The organism is Sphingomonas sp. R1 (assembly GCF_025960285.1).
GTDB lineage: Bacteria > Pseudomonadota > Alphaproteobacteria > Sphingomonadales > Sphingomonadaceae > Sphingomonas.
In genome coordinates this window covers 180089-197738 of sequence record NZ_CP110111.1, presented here as the reverse complement: position 1 = coordinate 197738, position 17650 = coordinate 180089, and the positions used below count along the sequence as shown (strand labels likewise).

Below are 17650 nucleotides of genomic sequence, written 5' to 3'. Positions count from 1 at the left end.
ACGGCAAAGCGCAACGGCTAGCGCTCAATCCCGCGAGAGCGCCGCCACCCGCAGCATCGCCAGCGCCGCCAGCAGCAGCGTCGCCGCCGCGAAGGCCATCGTCCAGATCGGTTCGCCGGGGAAGAAGCGCTTCATGATCGAACCCATCACCGTTGCCACCAGCAACTGTGGCACCACCACGAAGACGTTGAACAGGCCCATATAGATGCCCAGCTTCGCCTGCGGCAGGCTGGAGGCGAGGATCGCATAGGGCATTGCGAGGATCGAGGCCCAGGCGATGCCGATGCCGATCTCGCTGGCGATCAGCCAGTGCGGATCGCGCACGAAGAAGAAGCTCGCATAGCCCGCCGCCCCGCAGACCAGCCCGAAGATATGCGTTCGCGCCTTGCCGAAGCGCGCGGAAAGCAGTGGCAGCAGTGTCAGCGCAGCCACCGCCGCGACGCCGTTATAGGTGGCGAACAGCACATCCACCCAGTTCGCCCCCTCCTGATAGCCGGCGCTCTTCGGGTCGGGCGATCCATAGAAGACGCCGGCGACGATCGGCGTGGTGTTGATCCACATGATGAACAGCGCCGACCAGCTGAAGAACTGCGCCACCGCCAGCCGCTGCATGAGCTGGGGCATGCCCGCAAAGTCGCCGACGATATGGCCCAGCATGCTGGCCTTGCCGGCCTTGGCGCGCAGGATCGCGACAATCTGCGCAAGGCCATAGGCAACCAGCAGCCCGCCGAGCAGATAGACCTCCTTCTCCAGCGCCAGCTGCGCGACGGCAAGGACGACCAGGCCGCCCGCCACGATCCACGGCATACCCGCGGCCGGGCTGCGTGCGGCGAGCAGGCGTACGGCGGCGGCGTCCTCGGCCGGCGCGGGGCCGTCGAACGTCGCCATTTCGGCGGGGCTGTATTCCCGCGTCGTGATCACCGTCCACAGCACCGAGCAGAACAGCGCCGCGGCGCCGAACCAAAAGGCGTAGCGCACCGTATCCGGCACGCCGTGCGCGACCGCGGCATTGGACACGCCGAGATGTTCGAGTGCCCAGGGGAAGATCGATCCCAACACGGCGCCCATGCCGATAAAGGCGGTCTGCACCGCATAGCCGGCGCTGTGCTGGTCTTTGCGCAGCATGTCGCCGACGAACGCGCGGAACGGCTCCATCGAGATGTTGAGCGAGGCGTCCAGAATCCACAGCAAGCCCGCGGCGAACCACAGCGCCGGGCTTTCCGGCATCAGCAGCAGCGCAAGCGCCGCGAGGATTGCGCCGCCTAGGAAATACGGACGCCGCCGCCCCAACCGGCCCAACCAGGTCCGGTCACTGAGATGGCCGATGATCGGCTGGACGAGCAGCCCGGTAAGCGGCGCCGCCACCCACAGCGCGGGCAGGTCGTCGAGCCGGGTGCCGAGCGACTGGAAGATCCGGCTCATGTTCGCATTCTGCAGCGCGAAGCCGATCTGGATGCCGAAAAAGCCGAAACTGATGTTCCAAAGGCCGGCGAACGACTGGCGCGGTTTCTCCACCCTCACGCCCCGCACGACTTGCGGACGATCAGCTTGGTCGGCAACAGCGCCGGGCCCACCGGCTTCTCGCGGATCCGCCCGATCAGCGTTTCCACCAGCGTGCGGCCGGCGAGGCGCGGATCCTGCATCACCGTCGTGAGCGGCGGGCTGGCGGAACTGGCCGCCGGAATATCGTCGAACCCGATCACCGAAACATCCTCTGGAATGCGCTTGCCCGCGGCCTGGAGCGCCCGCATCGCGCCGATCGCGATCAGGTCGCTCGCCGCGAGGATCGCGTCGAACGCGGCGCCGCTGTCGAGCAGCGCCTGGGCTGCGGCCGCCCCGGATTCCTCCGTGGTGATCGCGTCGATCTGGAGCGCGGGATCCTCGGCGATCCCCGCACCGGCAAGCGCCTGGGCGTGGCCGCGGTAGCGCTCGTGAAACTCGGGATAGTGGCTGGACGCCGTACCCAAAAATGCAATTCGCCGCCGGCCGCGCGCCAGCAGGTGGCGCGTCGCCTCGGCGCCGCCACCGCGATTGTCGCAGCCGACGGTCAGCCCGGCGCCTTCCGACAGCACCGATCCCCAGCGCACGAAATGCGTGCCCGCATCCTGCAGCGCCTTCAGCCGCGCCCGGTACAGCTCGAAATCGCCATAGCCGAGCAGGATCAGCCCGTCGGCCTTGCGCGCATCCTCATAATCGGTGTGCCAGTCGCTGGACAGCTGCTGAAAGCTGATCAGAAGATCATGATTATGTTCCGCGCAGGCACGAATGATCGATCCCAGCATCGAGTGAAAGAACGGATTGATCAGTGAGTCGTCGGATGTCGGATCTTCGAAGAACAGCAGCGCCAGCGTCTGCGAGTGGCGCGTGCGCAGATTGGATGCCGCCTTGTCGACTCGGTAGTTCAACTGCTTGGCGATCGACTCGATACGCAACCGAGTCGCCGGGTTGACCCCCGCCTCGCCGCGCAAAGCGCGCGACACCGTAGGCTGCGAGACCCCTGCCAACTGGGCGATATCGAATGACGTAGGCTTGCGCTGCATGCCCATCCCGGTTCCTCCCCGCGTGCGGCCGTCCTCGCCGCATCGCATATTATGCATGGCCGCGTTTTCGCCTCCGCGTCAATCGCGTGGGGGGTACGTAAAAGCCACAGAGGGTCCGAAACGGGCCTGAATACGTATGTGAGCGGCTGGCCTCCATACCCCCTTTTGCAAGATTGAATGCGGCACCGCGCAGATCCAGCGCATCCCGCATGGGGCGGGGCTATCATCCGGCCACCCAAGAGCCGGCAGAACAGACGAGATTGGGGAGAGACATGTTGCTCAGCACGTTCCGCGGCCGTCGTGCCGCCCGCATCGCCCTCGGCGCCAGCGCCGCCGCGATTGCCTTCAGCTTCACCACCACCGCCTTCGCGCAGGACTCCGCGCCCGCCACGACAGCCCCCGCACAGGAAAGCGGCGGCGAGATCGTCGTCACCGGCTTCCGCGCGGCGCTCGCCTCCTCGGCGAACATCAAGCGCAACAACACGATGATCGTGGACTCGGTCTCGTCCGAAGACATCGGCAAGCTGCCCGACGTCTCGATCGCGGACTCGCTGGCGCGCATCCCGGGCGTCACCGCCCAGCGCCTCGAAGGTCGCGACCAGCGCCTGTCGATCCGCGGCCTTGGCCCCGACTTCTCCACCACGCTGCTCAACGGGCGCGAGCAGGTGACCGTCGGCGACAACCGCGGCGTCGAATATGACCAGTATCCCTCGGAATTCTTCAAGAACGTCAACGTCTACAAGTCGGCCGACGCCTCGCTGATCGCCGCTGGCATCGCCGGCACGGTCGACCTGCGCATGCTGCGTCCGCTCGACCAGAAGCGCACTTTTGTCGTTGCTGCGCGCGGCCAGATGAACGAGCAGAAGAAGCTCAACCCCGATGCCACCCGATACGGCTATCGCGCCTCGGCGACCTATGTCGACAAGTTCATGAACGACACGCTGGGCATCGCGATCGGCGTTTCGGCGCAGAACACGCCGACCCAGATCGAGCGCTATGCGGCGTGGGGCTTCCCCAACGAGTCCGCCGCGGGCGGCAACCTCTTCCTTGGCGGCGCCAAGCCCTACGTGCAGTCGAACCTGCTCAAGCGCTATGGCGGCGTCGCGACCGTGGAATGGCAGCCGAGCGAGAATTTCCACTCGACCTTCGACGGCCTCTATTCGCATTTCGAGGAAACCCAGCGCCTGCGCGGCATCGAATTCCCGATCGCGCCGCAATGGGGCTCGAACGCGGTCATCCAGCCGGGCTATCAGGTGCAGAACGGCCTGGTGACCAGCGCAACGCTCAGCAACGTCGTGGCGGTGCAGCGCAACGACTACAACAAGCGCAAGGCCGAGAACATCTCGCTGGGCTGGAACAACGATTTCAAGCTGAGCGACAGCATCCACTTCGTCGTCGACGCCAGCTGGAGCCACGCGACCCGTACCGACTTCCTGCTCGAGACCTATTCGGGCACCGGCTACAATTCGTCGGGCGCGAAGGACACGATCAAGATCAACCAGAACGCGAACGGCACCTACAGCATCGTGCCGACGCTCGACTATACCAACACCAGCGTCATCAAGCTGACCGACCCGCGCGGCTGGGGCTATAACGGCACCCAGTCGGTGGTGCAGGCCGGCTTCCTCAACCGCCCGGACTTCGAGGACGACCTCAAGTCGCTGCGCGCCAGCTTCAACGGCGAATTCAGCGGCAGCATCGTCAAGAGCTGGGAAATCGGCGGAAACTTCAGCCGTCGCGAGAAGAAGAGCCGCTACACCTCCTTCTTCCTCTGCCCGCCGGGCGCCGGCACCGGCTGCACCATCGCCAGCGGCACGCCGACCAGCGTCGCCGTCCCGTCGGACGCGGTGCTGAGCGAGCAGGTCGCGCTCGCCTATCTCGGCGTGCCGAAGATGCTGACCTATGATCCACTCAAGGTCTATGGCCTGCTCCGCCCGGTGTTCGACAACCGCCCGGACTCGCTGGTGCGCGACAACACCGTCACCGAGAAGGTCTATACCGGCTACGCCAAGGTGAACATCGACGGCATCGTCGGCGGCAAGGCGCTGAAGGGCACGCTGGGCCTGCAGGTGGTGCATACCGACCAGGGCTCGTCGGGCGCGATCGCCGCGCTGCAGAACGGCATCGTCACCACCTCGCCGGTGAAGGACAGCACCAAGTACACCAACTTCCTGCCCTCGGCGACGTTCAGCCTCGAGCTGATGGACGCCTTCTACGTCAAGATGGGCGCGGCCCAGACGATGGTGCGCCCGCGCCTCGATCAGGAACGCATCACCCAGGCGGTGAGCATCGACTTCTCGAAGCTCGGGCTCGGCAGCCTGCCGCAGAACAGCCCGTTCAGCTCGAACGGCGGCAATTTCCGCCTGCGTCCCTACCAGTCGACCAACATCGACATCTCGGTGGAAAAGTATCTGCGCGGCGGCGGCTATCTGGCGCTGACCGGCTTCTACAAGCACCTCACCGACTTCGTCGATCCGAACAACAGCACGCTCTATGACTTCTCGGCGCTGCTGTCGGCGCTGCCCGCGTCCGCGGCGGCGATCATCCGCTCGCAGAACGCGCAGTTCGGTCTGGTCCGGAACCCGGCCAACACGGGCCGCGGCGACATCCTGGGCGTGGAAGCAACCGCGTCGGTGCCGTTCAGCACCTTCTCCCAGGCGCTTGACGGGTTCGGCGTGTTCGCCAGCGGCACCTATGTCGACAGCCGCGTGGTCTATGGCAGCAATGCCACCCAGGCGGTAACCATCCCCGGCCAGTCCAAGTGGATCGCCACCGGCACCGCCTATTTCGAGAAGAACGGCTTCCAGGCGCGTGCCACCTATCGCTGGCGCGACAGCTTCCTGGCGGAGCTGGCGGGTCTCTCGGCCAATCCGGAGTTCCGTACCGGCAACTCGGAAGGCGTGCTCGATGCGCAGATCGGCTATGAGTTCCAGGCCGGTCCGCTCAAGGGCCTGTCGATCCTGGCCCAGGCCAAGAACCTGACCGACGCGCCCTTCGTCACCACCGAGGCGAGCGATCCGCGCCTGGTGCGCGAATATCAGCGCTACGGCCGGGATTACTATCTCGGTATCACGTACAAGTTCTGACGTTCGGCGGCCCGGTTCCCGTGGCGGGAACCGGGCCGTACCGCCGGCACCGGAGGGGGTGAGTCATGGCAACCGCAGCACCATATCGTATCGTCGTCGCCGGGGGCGGAACGGCCGGGTGGATGACCGCGGCTGCGCTGATCCGCTTCCTCGGCCCCGGCTTCACCGTCACGCTCGTCGAATCCGATGCGATCGGCACGGTGGGCGTCGGCGAGGCGACCATCCCGCAGATCCGGATGTTTAACGCCAGCCTCGGCATCGACGAGGATGCGTTCGTCGCCGCCACGGGCGCGACCTACAAGCTCGCCATCGAATTCGTCGGCTGGACCCAGTCCGGCCGCTACATGCACGCCTTTGGCGATGTCGGTCGCGACAACGGCCTGCTCGCCTTCCGCCATACCTGGCTGCGCGGGCTCGCCGAGGGCGTGGCCGAGCCGCTGGGCACCTACGCCCTCAACAATGTCGCCGCGCTCGCCAACCGCATGCAGCGCGGGCCTGCCCGCACCGCCCGGGTGCTGCCGGACATGCCCTATGCCTTCCATTTCGACGCCGCCCTCTATGCGCGCTTCCTGCGCGACTTTGCGGAAGCACGCGGCGTGGTGCGGCACGAGGGTCGGATCGTGGCGGTGGCGCGTGCCGGCGAGGATGGCGATGTGCAGGCCCTCCACCTCGACGGCGACCGCCGGATTGAGGGGGACCTGTTCCTCGATTGCACCGGCTTCCATGCCCGCCTGATCGGCGAGGCGATGGGTGTCGGCTATCAGGACTGGTCGCACTGGCTGCCCTGCGATCGCGCGCTGGCGGTGCCCAGCGCCCGCGCCCGCGATTTCACCCCCTATACCCGCGCCACCGCGCACGATGCCGGCTGGCAGTGGCGCATTCCGCTTCAGCATCGCACCGGCAACGGCATCGTCTATTCGAGCCGTCACCTGTCCGACGACGAGGCCGCCGCGCGGCTGCTAGCCGGACTGGACGAGCCCGCGCTCGGCGACCCGCGCCCGATCCGCTTCCGCGCCGGCCGGCGCGAGACCGCCTGGGCCGGCAATGTCATCGCGATCGGGCTGGCGAGCGGCTTTCTCGAACCGCTGGAATCGACCAGCATCCACCTGATCCAGTCCGCCGTCGAACGCGTGCTTAAGCTGCTGCCCGGACGCCGCCCGCCCGCCGCGCTGCGGGACGCCTATAATGCGCAGGCGGTGCACGAGATCGAGCGCATCCGCGACTTCATCATCCTCCATTATGCCGCCAACGACCGCGCCGAGCCGTTCTGGCGCGAACGCCGCGAAACGCCCTTGCCCGACGGCCTTGCCGAAAAGATCACGCTGTGGCGGGAGAGCGGCGACATCGTGCGCGAGGAGGGCGATCTGTTCGGTGAGGTCGCCTGGCTGCAAGTGCTTGTCGGCCAGGGCATCACCGCTCGGGGATATCATCCGGTCGCCGCACAGCCGCCGCGCGCCCAGATCGCCGAATATCTCGACCTGCTCGCCAAGCTGAACGCGCGCGAAGTCGCGCAGATGCCCACCCATGAAGAGTTCGTCCGCGCGCATGGCGCCGCCGACACGGAGATTGCCGCGTGATCCGCAAGACTGCCCTTGCCCTGCTCGCCAGTGCGCTCGCCGCGACGCCCGTCGCCGCCCAGACCTACCGCGATCGCCTGCCCGAGGACGAGGTGCTCTACTTCCTCCTCCCCGATCGCTTCGAGAATGGTGATACCGGCAACGATCGCGGCGGCCTGACCGGCGACCGGCTCGTCACCGGGTTCGACCCGACCTCCAAGGGCTTCTATCATGGCGGCGACCTGAAGGGCGTGATCCAGCGGCTCGACTATATCCAGGCGCTCGGCGCGACCGCGATCTGGGTGGGGCCGATCTTCAAGAACAAGCCCGTGCAGGGGGCGAAGGGCCAGGAATCGGGCGGCTATCACGGCTATTGGATCACCGATTTCACCCAGGTCGATCCGCATTTCGGCACCAATGCCGAGTTCAAGGCGCTGGTGGACGCCGCGCACAAGCGCGGCATCAAGGTGTACATGGACATCGTCGTCAACCACACCGCCGACGTGATCCAGTTTCGCGAGTGCGGGGACTGCAGCTATCGCAGCCGCGCCGACTATCCCTATTCCCGCAGGGGCGGCATCACCGGCGCGCCGATCAATCCGGGCTTTGCCGGGGATGACAATCATAGTGCGGTGAACTTCGCCAAGCTCACCCGGCCCGATTTCGCCTATACCCCCGTCGTGCCGGAGGCCGAGAAGCGGGTGAAGGTGCCGGCCTGGCTCAACGATCCGATCTATTACCACAATCGCGGCAACTCGACCTTCGCGGGCGAAAGCTCGACCATGGGCGACTTTGTCGGCCTGGACGATCTGATGACCGAGCATCCGCGGGTCGTCGCCGGCATGATCGAGATCTTTGGAGGCTGGATCGATCGCTTCGGCATCGACGGCTTTCGCATCGATACCGCGCGCCATGTGGACCCGGAATTCTGGCAGGCCTTCGTCCCCGCGATGCTGGCTCGCGCCAAGGCCAGGGGCATTCCGAACTTTCACATCTTCGGCGAGGTCGCCGATCCGGAGGTGGCGGCACTCGCCCGGCACACCCGTGTTGACAGGTTCCCGGCGGTGCTCGACTTCGCCTTCAACCAGGCGGTCACCGACGTGATGAGCGGCAAGGGCACCGATCGGCTTGCCAAGGCCTTCGCCGCGGACGTGCTGTACGAGGGCGGCGAGGCCACGGCGCGCCGTCTGCCGACTTTCGTCAGCAACCATGATGCCGGCCGCATCGCCACCTTCATCCGGCAGGCGTTGCCCAAGATCGGGCAGGAGGAACTGCTCCAGCGCGTGCGGCTCGCCGAGGCGATGATGCTGCTGCTTCGCGGCGTACCCACCATCTATTCGGGCGACGAACAGGGCTTCGTCAGCGACGGGAACGATCAGGACGCGCGCGAGGACATGTTCGGCAGCCGCGTGCCGAGCTACAATGACAACAAGCTGCTCGGCTCGACCGCGACGACGGCCACGCCCAGCTTCCATCCCGCGCATCCGCTGTTCCGCGAGATTGCCACGCTCGCCAAGCTGCGCACCAGCCATCCGGCGCTCACCCGCGGCCGGCAGGTCACGCGCTTCGCCAGCGAAAAGCCCGGCCTGTTCGCCGTGTCGCGCTTCGATCCCCGAACTGGCGCGGAAACCGTGATCGCCTTCAACACCAGCGCCGAGCCCTGGAGCGGCAATGTCCAGGTCGAGACCGGCTCCACCACCTTCCGCACGCTGGCAGGCACCTGCCCCGCCAGCGCCGCTGCCCCCGGCAGCATCACCCTTTCCCTTCCCGCGTTCGGCTACACCGTCTGCGCGGCCGGAGCGCCCAAGTGAACCTGATGTCGATGCGTGACCTCTCCACCGAAACCCGGCCCTGGTGGCGCGGCGCGGTGATCTACCAGATCTATCCGCGCAGCTTCGCGGACTCGAACGGCGACGGCGTCGGCGACCTGCCCGGCATCACCGCGCGGCTCGATCATGTCGCGGCACTGGGCGTGGATGCGGTATGGATCTCGCCCTTCTTCACGTCACCGATGCGGGACTTTGGCTATGACATCGCCGATTTCTGCGGTGTGGACCCCGTGTTCGGCACGCTCGACGATTTCGACGCGCTGATCGAACGTGCCCATGCGCTCGGCCTCAAGGTCCTGATCGATCAGGTCTATTCGCACAGCTCCGATCAGCATCCCTGGTTCCAGGAGAGCCGCACCAGCCGCACCAATGCGCGCGCCGACTGGTATGTCTGGGCCGATGCCAAGCCCGATGGCAGCCCGCCCAACAATTGGCAGTCCGTCTTCGGCGGCCCGGCCTGGACCTGGGACGCGCGGCGCGGCCAATATTATCTCCACAACTTCCTGCGCGAGCAGCCAGACCTGAACTTCCACAATCCGGAGGTGCAGGCCGCCACGCTGGCGACGGCGAAGTTCTGGCTCGATCGCGGCGTCGACGGCTTCCGGCTGGATGCGATCAACTTCACGATGCACGATCCCGAGCTGCGCGATAACCCGCCCGCACCGGATACCGGCGCGCCGCGGACCCGCCCGTTCGACTTCCAGCAGCACGTGTTCAACCAGAGCCATGCGGACATCCCGCTGCTGCTCGAGAAGCTGCGTGCCCTGGCCGATCGGTATCCCGGCCGCTTCACCGTCGCCGAAGTGGGGGGCCCCTCGCCCGAGGCGGAAATGCACCTGTTCACCGCCGGCGACACCCGGCTGAACAGTGCCTATGGCTTCAACTTCCTCTACGCCGATCGGCTGACGCCGGCGCTGGTCCGCGACGCGGTCGCCGAATGGCCCGATACGCCGGGCACGGGCTGGCCGAGCTGGGCGTTCGAGAACCATGACGCTCCCCGCGCCCTGTCGCGCTGGGTCGCGCCCGAGCATCGCGCCGCCTTCGCCGCGATGAAGATGCTGCTGCTGCTGTCGCTGCGCGGCAATGCCATTCTCTATTATGGCGAGGAGCTCGGCCTCACCCAGGTCGACATCGCATACGAGGATCTCCAGGATCCGGAGGCGATCGCCAACTGGCCCCTCACCCTCAGCCGCGACGGCGCCCGCACGCCCATGCCCTGGGTGGCCGACGCGCCGAATGCCGGCTTCTCCGCCGCGCGCCCCTGGCTGCCGGTCGGCCCGGATCACACCGCGCTTGCGGCGGACGTGCAGGCAGGCGATCCGTCGTCGCTCCTTCGCCTGACCCAGCGGCTCGTGGCGCTGCGTCGCGCGCACCCGGCGCTGGTCGAGGGATCGATGGAGGTGCTGCACGCCGATGCGGCGCTGCTGGTGTTCGCCCGCACGCTGGGCGAGGCGCGGATCGTCTGCGCCTTCAACTTCTCCGATATGCCGGTCGCGCTGCCCGCGGGGCTGATCGACGCGGCGGCGGTGGTCGAGGCGCTCAACGGCGCCACGGCCGACAGCCTGCCCGGTTTCGCCGCGCTGCTCGCGCGCTGAGTCCCCTCCCCACCCGGGAGACCTTTGGGGGCTGGCCCGTGCCAGCCCCCTTTTTTGTCACTTGGGCATGCCGCTCAGGCCGCTGGCCTTCCGCAGGGCATCGCCATCGAGGCGGTAGCCGTCGAGGAACACGGTGTGGACATGGCGCAGGTTGCGAATGTCCTGCTGCACATCGCCTTCGACGAGAATGATGTCCGCCGTCTTGCCCGGCGCGATCGAGCCGACCCGGTCCGCCATGCCCACCATCCGCGCGGGCACGATCGTCGCGGTCTGCAACGCCTCGACATTGGTCAGGCCCGCTTCCTGGTACAGTTCCAGCTCGCGGACCAGTTCCACGCCATAGCCGTCGGTGCCGGCGACGATCGGCACGCCCGCCTTGTGCAGCCGCCCGACCACTTCCACCATCTTGCCGAAGCTCTTGCGGAAATCGGCACGGGTCAGGCCGTCGAACAGCGGATAGCCGCCGATCTTCCAGCCGCGCGCGACGGCCGGCGGGGCGACGTCCGCGTAGGCGGCATATTCGGGCGGCACCGCGCTGCCGTCCGAGGTGAGCAGCGGCTCCCACACGGTCAGCGTCGGGTCGATGATCGTCTTGCGCTTGGCGAGATCGGCATAGAAGGCGCGCAGCTCGGGCGAGTCCAGGTTCAGGTCCTTGCCATATTTGGCGGGCCCTTCCAGCCGCGCGGCGGTGTTGGCCTTGTCAACCACCGCCTGCGGCATCGCCTGCATCAGGATGAAGTTGATGTGGGTGACCTCGTCATAGCCAGCATGCACCGCATCGAGCGGCCGCATGCGCGCGGGCACATGGCCGTGGACATGGAGGCCCAGCTTGTGCGCCTCGGCCGCCGCCGGCGCGATCCAGGCGGGATCCATCGAGGTGTAGAACTTCACCCCCCACATGCCCGCGGCCTTGATCTTGTCGACGGCCGCGACCGCCTCCGCCGCGGACGAGACGGTCAGCGCGCCCTGTGCCGCCAGCGGATCCTTCTTGTCGATGATCACCGAGACCTTGCCGTCGGGTGCGAGCAGATCCCCCGCGGCGCGGCGCTTGAAGATGCTCTGCGCATCTTCGATCGACGAGCCGGGGCTGCGATAATTGGTCATGCCGGTCGCGACGTTCTGCAGCAGGTTCCAGTCGTCGCCGACATGCTGGTGCGAGTCCCACAAGCCCGGCAGCAGCGTGCGGCCGCGCCCGTCGATCACCGTCATCGCCTTGGTGGCGCGGATGCTGCCGGCCGGGCCCACCTTCACCACCTTGCCGTCGGCGATCAGCACCGCCTGGTTCGGCAGATACCGTCCGCCCACCGAATCGAACAGCAGCACATGGTCGACCAGCGTCGGCGTGCGGTTGGCGGGCGCGAGGAACCGGTGCGCGACCGCGCGCACCATGTCTGCCGTTTCCTTGTCCTGCACTTCCTTCAGCTTCGGTGCGGCGGCTTCATAGCCGGCGGGCAGCAGCGCCATGCCGCCGGACACGCCGAAAAAGCGGTTCTGCTCGTCCAGCCACACCGGCGAGGGCGAAAAGCCCGTGCCCTGGACGAAGGCGAGCTTCAGCGTCTTCTTGCCCGCCGGGCCGTCGACCTCGACCGCCTTGCCGATGGTGATGCTGGAATGGCCGGTCGGCAGCAGGTCCAGCCCCGCGGGTCCCGCCGCGACGAGCGCGTTGATGTCCTGCTCGCCCGCCAGCCAGGGTCCGCCATAGCTGTTGTACCGGGCCTTGCCGAACGGCTTTTCGCCGGCATCCACCGCGGTCTTCCAGTGCGCGACGCCGGCGCCGTCCACGCTGAAATTCTCGGTCGCATCGCCGCTGTCGGTGAAGCCGCGTACCGCAAGCGCGGTCGGGCGGCCATCCGGCCCGATCGTCACCACCTCGTCCGTCTCGGTGATCCAGCCGCGCAACGACATCGACATGCGATAGGCGATGCGGCCGTCCGCCAGCGTCCACGACCAGACATCGCCGTGCTTCCCGGCCGCCGAACTGATCGTATAATGCCGTGCATCGGCAGGCGCGGTCATCAGATCGGCTTTCTGCGTCTGCGCGGCGGCGGGCAGGATTGCGGCCGAAGCCAGCAGCAGGCCGAGACGAAAAGCACGCATGGACATTCCCCCAGAAGAGTTCTCGGACGATGTCTGACACGGACGCCGTCGCCGGGCAATCGGCCCCTGCATCACGCCCGCCTCACGCTGGCTTCACAAAGATGCGAAAGCGCATGGCCTGACCATTCGCCAGTTGACGGCCAGACCAAAGCGTGAAAGATAACGCTAACATGTAGCGCTAACATGACGCGGGCAGCACAGACCCGCGCGCAGCGGGGATGAGGAAGCATGGGCCTGATGACGCACATGTCGCCATATCAGAACAGCGCCGGGCCATAGGCTTGCCGGGCGCACGCGACGCCTGCGCCCGCACCGGACCGACATCGCGACCCACGATCAGGGCATGCGCGCCCACGCTGGCGCCACGGCCTGACGCGTGCCGGCGCGATGCCGCCTGCAGCAACGATCAACGATCGGCAAAGCGCCGAAATCACCATGAGGGGACCTGAACGTGAAGACCATGCAACGCCCTTTCCGCCCTGCCCGCAGCGCGCTGCTCTGCGCGACGATCCTGAGTGCCGCCTGCGCCTCCACCGCCGGTGCACAGACCGCGCCTGCCGCGCCGCAGGCCAGCGACGTGCCCGCCGCGGCTACGGGCGCCGAGCAGGAGATCGTGGTGACCGGCTATCGCCAGAGCCTGGCCAAGGCAGTCAACGCCAAGCGCGATTCCACCGGCTTCACGGATTCGATCTTCGCCGAGGACATCGGCAAGTTTCCCGACACCAACATCGCGGAATCGTTCAATCGCATTCCCGGTATCACCATCACCCGTGACGTGACCGGCGAAGGCGTGAACGTCGCGATCCGCGGCCTCGGCTCCAACTTCACCAACGTGACGCTGAACGGCGCGCCGATCGCGGTCGCCTCCTCCGGCGCAACCGATGCGCAGGGCACCGATCGCTCGGTGGACCTCAGCTTCTTCCCCACCGATCTGTTCACCAAGCTGACCGTGAACAAGAGCTACACCGCCAATCTGCTCGAAGGTGGCGCGGCCGGCAACGTCGATCTGCGCTCGGCCCGGCCGTTCGACCGGCCGGACTCTTTCCTCGCCTATAATCTGCAGGGCTCGAACCAGACGCCGGAGAAGCGGATCGGCGCGCGCGGATCGCTGATCGGCGCCTGGCACAACGACACGATCGGCATCCTTGCCGGTGTCTCGGCCCAACGGCTCTACACCCGCACCAAGGGCTTCGAGACGATCGGCTACACCAATCCGTCCCTGACCGCGGCGCAGTGCGGCACGGGCAACACCTGCAACAGCCAATATGGCGGCAACAACTTCACGATCCCGGCAACGGTGCCCGCGGGCGCCGGGGCGGGCCTGGTCGCCGGGACGGTGATCGACAACGCCTTCCTGCTCGCCAAGAATCCCGGCGCGACGATCCAGCAGATCGACAACGGCCTGATCCCGCGCCTGGGCCGCATCGCCGACATCCGGGGGCCGCGCGATCGCATCAACGCCATCGCCAGTGCCGAATTCCGTCCCTCGGACACGCTGCATTTCTATGTCGACGGCCTGTACGGCTACAAGCACAACGAGCTGATCCGCGAGGACATGGCGTGGATCGGCCGCAACGGCGCCGCGATCCCCACCAACCTGAAGTTCGACAAGGCCGATTGCAGCGCTGGCTGCACGGTCACCAGCGGCACCTTCGCGAACACCCAGTTCTTCGACGAATTCCGCCCCTATTACGAAACGACCGAGCTGTTCAGCGTCAATCCCGGCGCGGAATGGACGATCAACGACACGCTGAAGGCAAACCTCCAGGCCAACTATGCCCGCTCGACCTTCCACCGCGAGAGCCCGACCGTGGGCTTCACCACGCCGCTGGGCCAGGGTGCCACCGTTACCTACACCAACAACGGCGGCATTCCGGACATCAAGAGCAGCCTCGACCTCAACAATCCGGCGAATTTCGGCTGGTACACCGGCAGCCGCGTCAACATGCAGGACGAGCGCCGGCGCAACACCAACAAGGGTGTGCGCGGCGACCTGACCTGGGGCACCCGCGCGCTCAACCTGCAGGTCGGCGCCGCCTATGACGACATCGCCCGCCGGATCCGCGGCTATGACAATACCCAGGCTTGGCAGAATGCGGTCTGCGGCAACAATCCCAGCGTGTTCGTCCCCGGCCCCAACTCGCAGCCGCCCTGCGAGGGCCTGAGCGTGAAGGGCGCCGCGCCCGCCGGCTATCCCACCTATCCGGGCTATGGCACCGGCTACACCGCCGGCCAGACGGGGACGGTCACCTATGGCGGCTCGCTGATCCCGAACAGCGCCGCGCCGACCTATCTCAAGCCCGGCCCGGCCGGCTTCGTCACGGTCGACTGGGACGCGTTCCGCAAGGCCAGCAACTATGACAGCTTCCACGACAACACGCCCGAAAGCGGCGGATCGAACACCGGCGCCAATGGCGGCTATATCCGCGAAGTGGTGAAGTCCGCGTTCGCGACGCTCAACGGCGAGCAGACGCTGGGCGACAACACGCTGCGCTTCAACCTGGGGGTGCGCTACGTCAACACCATCCAGAGCATCCAGGGCCGCGTCTCGATCGCCGATCCGCGCAACGCCACCGCCGCGGGCACCCAGATTGCGGATGGCAGCCGCTATCCGAACCTCGTCACCTTCGTCTCGACGCGCAACAGCTACACCCGCTGGCTGCCCGCCGCCACGCTGGCCTATGATGTCGGCCCGCACGCGGTGGTGCGCCTGGCCGCGTCTAAGACGATGACGCGACCCGATCCCTCGGCGCAGCTGCCGGGCGTGAGCTTCGGCGCGCCGTCGGCCGACCAGGCCACGATCGGCAATCCGGCGCTGAAGCCCTATCTGTCGACCAACCTCGATCTCGGCTTCGAATATTATACCGGCCGCGAGGGCGTGATCAGCTTCAACGCGTTCCGCAAGGCGATCGACGGCTTCACGATCAACCAGAACCGTACCGTGCCCTTCGCGGCGCTGTCCCAGTACGGCATCACCTACGACACGCTGAACCCCACCCAGCAAATCGCGATCAACTCGCGCGGCGGCCCGACCGCGGCGACGGTGCTGGTCACCAGCCAGGTCAACGTGCCGAACAAGCTGAAGATCAACGGCATCGAGTTCCAGTGGGTCCAGCCGCTCGATTTCCTGACCGAGAAGCTGGGCGTGCGGGGCTTCGGCTTCAACGCCAACGCGACGATCGTCGACCAGACCAATGACGGCGCGGCGACGGCGACGGGCGTGTCGCCCTTCACCTACAACGTCACCGGTTATTACGAGCGGGGCGGCGTAATGCTGCGCGTGTCGGTCACCTCGCGCGAGGGCTCGGTGAGCAGCGGCACGTCGCAGAACAGCATCCCGACGGCGGCGCTCTATGCCGACGACTACACGACCTGGGATTTCTCCTCGGCCTTCGATCTCGACAAGCTGCTGGGCGTAAAGAAGGCCCCGCAGCTGACCATCAACGTGTCGAACTTCACCAATGCGACGCTGCGCTCCTACTTCCAGTTCCCCAACGCGACCTTCACCCAGTACAAGCCCGGTCGCCAGTTCCTGATCGGTCTGCGCGGCAGCTTCTGATCCCCTTCCCCACGAAGGGCCTGGGGGTGGCTGCCACGGCAGCCGCCCCTTTTTTGTTGACCGTCGCTGCCGACACGGCGTAGCTTTGCATTGCAAAGTGGAGTCGGCATGACGGATCTCGAACGCGCGATGGCCGATCTGGCCTTCATCCAGCAGCGCATGGTTGCCAGCACCCGCTTCGACGGCCTGACCCCGACCACGGTTGCGGCGACCGGCATGCTCGCGCTGGTCGCGGGCGGCGTGCAGTCGGCCTGGCCGGCCGTTGCGGACACGCCGCTGCACTTCGTCGGCTTCTGGGCGCTGGTCGCGCTGATCGCCGTGGCGCTGCTCGGCGGCGAGGCGCTGGCACGGGCGCGGCGCGTGCATGGATCGATGGCCGACCAGCTGATCGCCGGCACGCTGCGCATCCTGCTGCCCTTCCTGGTCGCCGGCGCCGGCCTCGCGCTCTTGCTGCTGCGCGTGGCGCCCGACAGCGTGTGGATGCTGCCGGGCCTGTGGCAATTGCTGATCGCGCTTGCCGGCCTGTCCGCCATTCCGATGCTGCCCCGCACGATCCTGCTCCCCGCCGCCTGGTATTTCGCCTGCGGCTTTGTCGTGCTGGCAGAAGCTGCGGCCGGCGGCATCCCCTCGCCCTGGGCGATGGCGCTGCCCTTCGGCATCGGCCAGTTGCTCGTGGCATTGGCGCTGCACCGCGCCGTCCAGCGAGGCGCGGCATGAGCGGCGCGGCGCCCTTCGCCTATGCCGGGCTGGATCGGGTGTTCCACGAGCGCGCGCGACTGGGCATCGTCACCTCGCTTGCCGGCCATGCCGACGGGCTGGGCTTTTCCGAACTCAAGACGCTGTGCGGGCTGACCGACGGCAACCTCGCCCGCCATCTGCAGGTGCTGGAGGAAGCAGGCTTCGTGACGCAAGCCAAGGACCAGGACGGCCGCCGCGCGATCACCCGCTGCCGGCTGACCGCCATGGGGCGGACCCGGTTCGCCGACTATCTCGCCGCGCTGGAGGCGGTTCTCCAGCAGGCCCGCGCGCACGAGGCGGCCGCAGACAATGCCGCTTCGAAGACGCGGCCGGCATGAGGAGCAATTTTTTGCCCACGAACTTTGCATTGCAAAGTCCGATCGCCCAGGATCACCGGACGGTGAACCTCGGCGATGGACGCGGCCACGCGCTCTGGATCGCGCCGGCCCCGGCGGGTGCCCCGGTCCGCATCCGGCTGGACGGCCTGTTGCCCTATCGCTTCTACCGCATTCTGCCCGGGCGCGGGCTGTTCGCCCGGACCGATCGGCGCGGCAGGCTGCGCACGCAACTGCGGCTCGACGCGGCCACGCTGATCACGATCGAGCCCGTCGTCTGATGCGGGCGCCGCTTCTCGGCTTCGCCGCATGACG

At 67.2% G+C, this 17650-nt stretch carries 11 protein-coding genes; 8 read left to right on the top strand and 3 right to left on the bottom strand.

The window, feature by feature from the left end; genetic code table 11:
* Window positions 1-24 precede the first annotated feature (24 nt).
* Together OIM94_RS00980 and OIM94_RS00975 are read right to left on the bottom strand one after the other, a co-directional pair.
* Window positions 25-1515, bottom strand: coding sequence for an MFS transporter (locus OIM94_RS00980; protein WP_264608279.1), 1491 nt, complete (start codon window positions 1513-1515; stop codon window positions 25-27).
* A gap of 2 nt (window positions 1516-1517) precedes the next feature.
* Window positions 1518-2546: a LacI family DNA-binding transcriptional regulator gene (locus OIM94_RS00975; RefSeq protein ID WP_264608278.1), complete on the bottom strand. Its 1029-nt coding sequence runs from the start codon at window positions 2544-2546 to the stop codon at window positions 1518-1520.
* Window positions 2547-2812: 266 nt separating this feature from the next.
* Here OIM94_RS00975 and OIM94_RS00970 point away from each other — a divergent pair, with 266 nt between their 5' ends.
* The 4 genes from OIM94_RS00970 (at window position 2813) to OIM94_RS00955 (ending at window position 10606) form a co-directional block, all read left to right on the top strand.
* Complete coding sequence (locus OIM94_RS00970; RefSeq protein WP_264608277.1) at window positions 2813-5626, top strand: TonB-dependent receptor; 2814 nt, start codon at window positions 2813-2815, stop codon at window positions 5624-5626.
* A gap of 65 nt (window positions 5627-5691) precedes the next feature.
* Window positions 5692-7203: a tryptophan halogenase family protein gene (locus OIM94_RS00965; RefSeq protein ID WP_264608276.1), complete on the top strand. Its 1512-nt coding sequence runs from the start codon at window positions 5692-5694 to the stop codon at window positions 7201-7203.
* A complete protein-coding gene (locus tag OIM94_RS00960) occupies window positions 7200-8993 on the top strand; it encodes an alpha-amylase family glycosyl hydrolase (RefSeq protein WP_264608275.1) in 1794 nt (597 codons plus the stop codon). The genes OIM94_RS00965 and OIM94_RS00960 overlap by 4 nt, the downstream gene beginning before the upstream one ends.
* Window positions 8994-8998: 5 nt before the next feature.
* Window positions 8999-10606, top strand: a complete 1608-nt coding sequence (locus OIM94_RS00955; protein ID WP_264608274.1) for an alpha-glucosidase — start codon at window positions 8999-9001, stop codon at window positions 10604-10606.
* Window positions 10607-10663: 57 nt separating this feature from the next.
* Here OIM94_RS00955 and OIM94_RS00950 read toward each other — a convergent pair whose 3' ends face one another.
* The gene (locus OIM94_RS00950; RefSeq protein ID WP_264608273.1) at window positions 10664-12703 is read right to left on the bottom strand and encodes an amidohydrolase family protein; all 2040 of its coding nucleotides are present in this window, start codon (window positions 12701-12703) and stop codon (window positions 10664-10666) included.
* A 460-nt stretch (window positions 12704-13163) separates the two neighbouring features.
* Here OIM94_RS00950 and OIM94_RS00945 point away from each other — a divergent pair, with 460 nt between their 5' ends.
* The 4 genes from OIM94_RS00945 (at window position 13164) to OIM94_RS00930 (ending at window position 17616) form a co-directional block, all read left to right on the top strand.
* Entirely contained in the window at window positions 13164-16262 is a 3099-nt protein-coding gene (locus OIM94_RS00945) for a TonB-dependent receptor (protein ID WP_264608272.1), read from the top strand.
* 108 nt (window positions 16263-16370) lie between these two features.
* The gene (locus OIM94_RS00940; RefSeq protein WP_264608271.1) at window positions 16371-16979 is read left to right on the top strand and encodes a hypothetical protein; all 609 of its coding nucleotides are present in this window, start codon (window positions 16371-16373) and stop codon (window positions 16977-16979) included.
* Entirely contained in the window at window positions 16976-17338 is a 363-nt protein-coding gene (locus OIM94_RS00935) for a transcriptional regulator (protein WP_264608270.1), read from the top strand. Before OIM94_RS00940 ends, OIM94_RS00935 begins: the two co-directional genes overlap by 4 nt.
* An 11-nt stretch (window positions 17339-17349) precedes the next feature.
* Window positions 17350-17616: a hypothetical protein gene (locus OIM94_RS00930; protein ID WP_264608269.1), complete on the top strand. Its 267-nt coding sequence runs from the start codon at window positions 17350-17352 to the stop codon at window positions 17614-17616.
* Window positions 17617-17650 lie beyond the last annotated feature (34 nt).